The 3,300-nt window shown below is 64.1% G+C and carries 4 protein-coding genes; all 4 read right to left on the reverse strand.

Annotated elements, in window-relative coordinates; all coding sequences use genetic code 11:
- Positions 1–274: thiamine pyrophosphate-binding protein (locus QOC69_RS16980; RefSeq protein WP_526441586.1), on the reverse strand; the 274-nt coding region annotated here is incomplete at its 3' end.
- Between the two features lie 2 nt (positions 275–276).
- Positions 277–1,518 carry a CaiB/BaiF CoA transferase family protein gene (locus QOC69_RS16985; protein ID WP_526441592.1) on the reverse strand — a complete coding sequence of 414 codons (1,242 nt, stop codon included), beginning with the start codon at positions 1,516–1,518 and terminating at the stop codon, positions 277–279.
- A 19-nt stretch (positions 1,519–1,537) separates the two neighbouring features.
- On the reverse strand, positions 1,538–2,473 hold the full coding sequence (locus QOC69_RS16990; protein ID WP_526441588.1) for an SDR family NAD(P)-dependent oxidoreductase: 936 nt from the start codon (positions 2,471–2,473) through the stop codon (positions 1,538–1,540).
- On the reverse strand, positions 2,466–3,300 hold an 835-nt coding region (locus QOC69_RS16995; RefSeq protein ID WP_526441590.1), incomplete at its 5' end, for a flavin-containing monooxygenase. The genes QOC69_RS16995 and QOC69_RS16990, both read right to left, overlap by 8 nt.

Here is a 3,300-nt window from a genome sequence, read left to right on the forward strand (position 1 = left end):
AGTTCTCCACGAGCGCACACATCATCGCGCCGGAGATGTTGGCCACGCCGGGGCCGAGCGTTCCGATGCACAGGCCGGGCTTACCCGTCATCCGCGACGCCGCCTCGGCCATGAATCCCGCACTCAGCTCGTGATGCGGCGCGACCACCGACCACCCGCGAGCGTCGGCCTCGGCGAACATGTGCACGAAGTTCGGGTCTGGGATACCGAACAGGGTATTCACACCCTCGGCCTCGAACAGGTCGAGGATGCGCTTGTAGACCGGCACGGCCATATTCAGAACTCCTTTACTTCGCGAGCTGGGGGTACCGCCCGCTTGCGGGGGAATGCGAAATCGCCCACTGGCAGGCTATTTCGGGCGATTTTGGTGGGGGTACCGCCCGCTGGCGGGGGACTGCTCGTGCCAATTTCGGCGAGCACTTCTGCGGTGTCGGCGCCCAGCTCTGGCGCCGGTCCCGCAACGCGACCCGGTGTCCGAGAGAACCAGGTGGGTACCCCCGGAAAACGCACCGGTCCGTGCGGGGTGTCCACGGTTTCAAACATGCCGACGGCATTGAGATGCGGATCGTCGAACAAGTCACCGGGCGTATTGAGGGGCGCGGCCGGTATCTCGAGTTCGCCGAACAGCGCTAGCCACTCCTGCGTCGTGCGCTGTTTCATCGTCTCGGCCACGAATCCGTACACCGTGTCGATCTGGTGTGCACGCTGCTCCAGCGTCGAATACAGCTCACTGGCCCACGGCGGCTGCACCGCGTTCATGAAAGCGTTCCAGTGCTTGTCGTTGTAAATCAGTGCGGCGATGTGGCCATCACTGGTGCGGTACGGACGCCGGTTGGGCGCCACGGTACGCGGGTACACCGCCGGCCCCAGCGGCGGGTCGAACAGGGCGCCGTTGGCATGTTCGACGAGCATGAACGAGGCCATGGTCTCGAACATGGCGACCTCGACTTCCTGCCCCTCCCCGGTGCGCTCGCGGTGAAACAACGCCATGGTCGTCGCGTACAGCGCGGTCAATCCGGCGACCTTGTCGGCCATGATGGTTCCGACGTAGTCGGCCTCGCCGGTCAGTTGCTGTTGTACCGCGGGCAGGCCGCATTCGGCCTGGATCGTGTCGTCATAGGCGGGCCGGTCACGGCCGGGTCCGCGCCGCCCGTACCCGTAGCAATTGGTGTAGACGATCGCCGGGTTGATCGCGGCGACGTCCTGGTAGCCGAAGCCGAGCTTGGCGATCGCTTTGGCGCGCATCGAGTGGATAAATACATCGGCGGTCTCAACAAGTGCGCGCAGCGCCCGCGTTCCGGCGTCAATTTGCAGGTCCAGCACGATGCCGCGCTTGCCGCGATTGACGTTGACGAACACTCCACTCATGCCCGGCGCCGGACCCACCGAGATGTAGCGGGTGTTATCGCCTTGCGGGGGTTCGACTTTGATCACGTCGGCGCCCATGTCGGCCATGATCTGCGTGCAGTACGGTCCCATCACCATCGCGGTGAGGTCGATCACCCGCACACCGGCCAGCGGTCCCGTCCTCGTCGAGCTAGCCATGGAGTGCGCCTCGATCGCTTGACCGGTCGGCCAGTTCGAAGCTGTAGCGGATGTGCTGGTCATGGCCGTCAGGCACGACCGGAAAAACCAGCGGCGCCTCTACCTTTCGAATCGCATCCAGATGGCTGCTGACCTCCTCGATCGTCCACGACGCCCGGTACACGCCCGGACTCTCCGCGATGACCGCTCGCGCCACCCGACCCGCCAGCGCGATGAACAGTTCACCAGTCACCGAGCAGGACTCGTGCGCCAGCCAACCCACGACGGGCGCAACGAGTTCCGAACCCATTGGTGGATAGGCCGACGTGTCGATGCCTTCGGCCATGCGCGTCACCGCGGCCGGCACGATTACATTGCACCGCACACCCTCGGCGGCGCCTTCGAGCGCCGCGACATTGGACAACCCGATCACGCCGGACTTAGCGGCCGCGTAATTGGCCACGTTGTGGTTTCCGTACAGGCCGCCGATCGACGACGTCAGCACTATACGGCCGTAGCCCGCCTCACACATGAGCGGAAATGCCGGCCGCACAACGTTGAACGCGCCGCGCAGGTGCACGTCGAGCACGGCGTCGAAATCTTCGTAGCTCATCTCTTTCAGGGAGCCGCCCCGGACATTGCCGGCATTGTGGATCAGGATGTCGAGGCGGCCGTAGTGCTCGAGCGCTGTCTGGATGATCGCGTCGCCGCCAACGGGGGTGCTCACCGACGCGGTGCAGGCGACGGCTTGTCCTCCAGCCGCTGTGATCTCACTGACCACACACTCGGCGGGCCCGGAGTCCACGCCGTCGCCATCGAGGCTGCCGCCTGGGTCGTTGACGACGACCTTCGCGCCCCGCGATGCGAGCAGGAGGGCGTAGGAGCGGCCGAGCCCTCGTCCGCCCCCGGTGACTACCGCCACCCTGCCGTCGAACCTCAAGTCAGCCATCTATGTTCTCAAGTACCAGACCGTCCAGGTCGCCTTTTGCACGCCATTCACTGAGCAAGTCGTCGAACACGTAGAAGCCCGGCATGTAGGGATCGCCGATCGCGGAGCGGATGCCCTCGCCGCCACCGCCGCCCTCGTTGTTGTAATAGCCGGGCGTGCACGAGACCGCGAATTCCGAGCTGTCTATTGAGGTTTCGCGGATCGTCTTGACCCAATTGTCTTGCGCTTCCTGGCTCGGCTCGACGGTGGTCGCGCGGCGCGCTATTGCTTCGGAAATGATGTAGGCGATGTGTTCGGCCTGCTGTTCGAGCATCGCGGTGGTGTTCCCTGCCACGCCGCCTTGAATGAAGCCGGTGAAGAACTGGTTGGGGAAGCCTCGGCTGGTCATCCCATGGAGTGATTTGTAGCTGTCGCGCCAGTAATCGAACAGTGACAGGCCGTCGCGGCCTTCGATCACATCGACGGCGTACCGACGGCCGATGTCGGTGGTGATCTCGAAACCGCTGGCGAAGATGACGCAGTCGACTTCGTACTCAACGCCGTTGGCGACAATCCCCTTCTCGGTGAGTCGTTCCACCCCTTTGGATTCAGAAACGTCAACCAGCGTGACGTTCGGGCGATTGAACGTCGGCAGGTATTCGTCATTGCTGCAGGGCCGCTTGCACATGAACCGGTAGTACGGTTTGAGCGCTTCGGCGGTCTCCGGGTCGTCGACGAGCTCCTCGACGCGCCGCCGCAACCGCTCCATGACCTTGTAGTCCTCTTCTTCACGGAAGGTCATGATCTGCTCGATGGACAGTGCCGTGGGATCGTCGGCGGCCGCGATA

Origin of the sequence: Mycobacterium sp., assembly GCF_032162105.1 — a bacterium.
Classification (GTDB): Bacteria; Actinomycetota; Actinomycetes; order Mycobacteriales; family Mycobacteriaceae; genus Mycobacterium.

Coding starts and splice junctions, on each gene's coding strand:
- QOC69_RS16990 (WP_526441588.1), bottom strand. CDS start 2,473: ATGGCTGACTTGAGGTTCGACGGCAGGGTGGCGGTAGTCACCGGGGGC.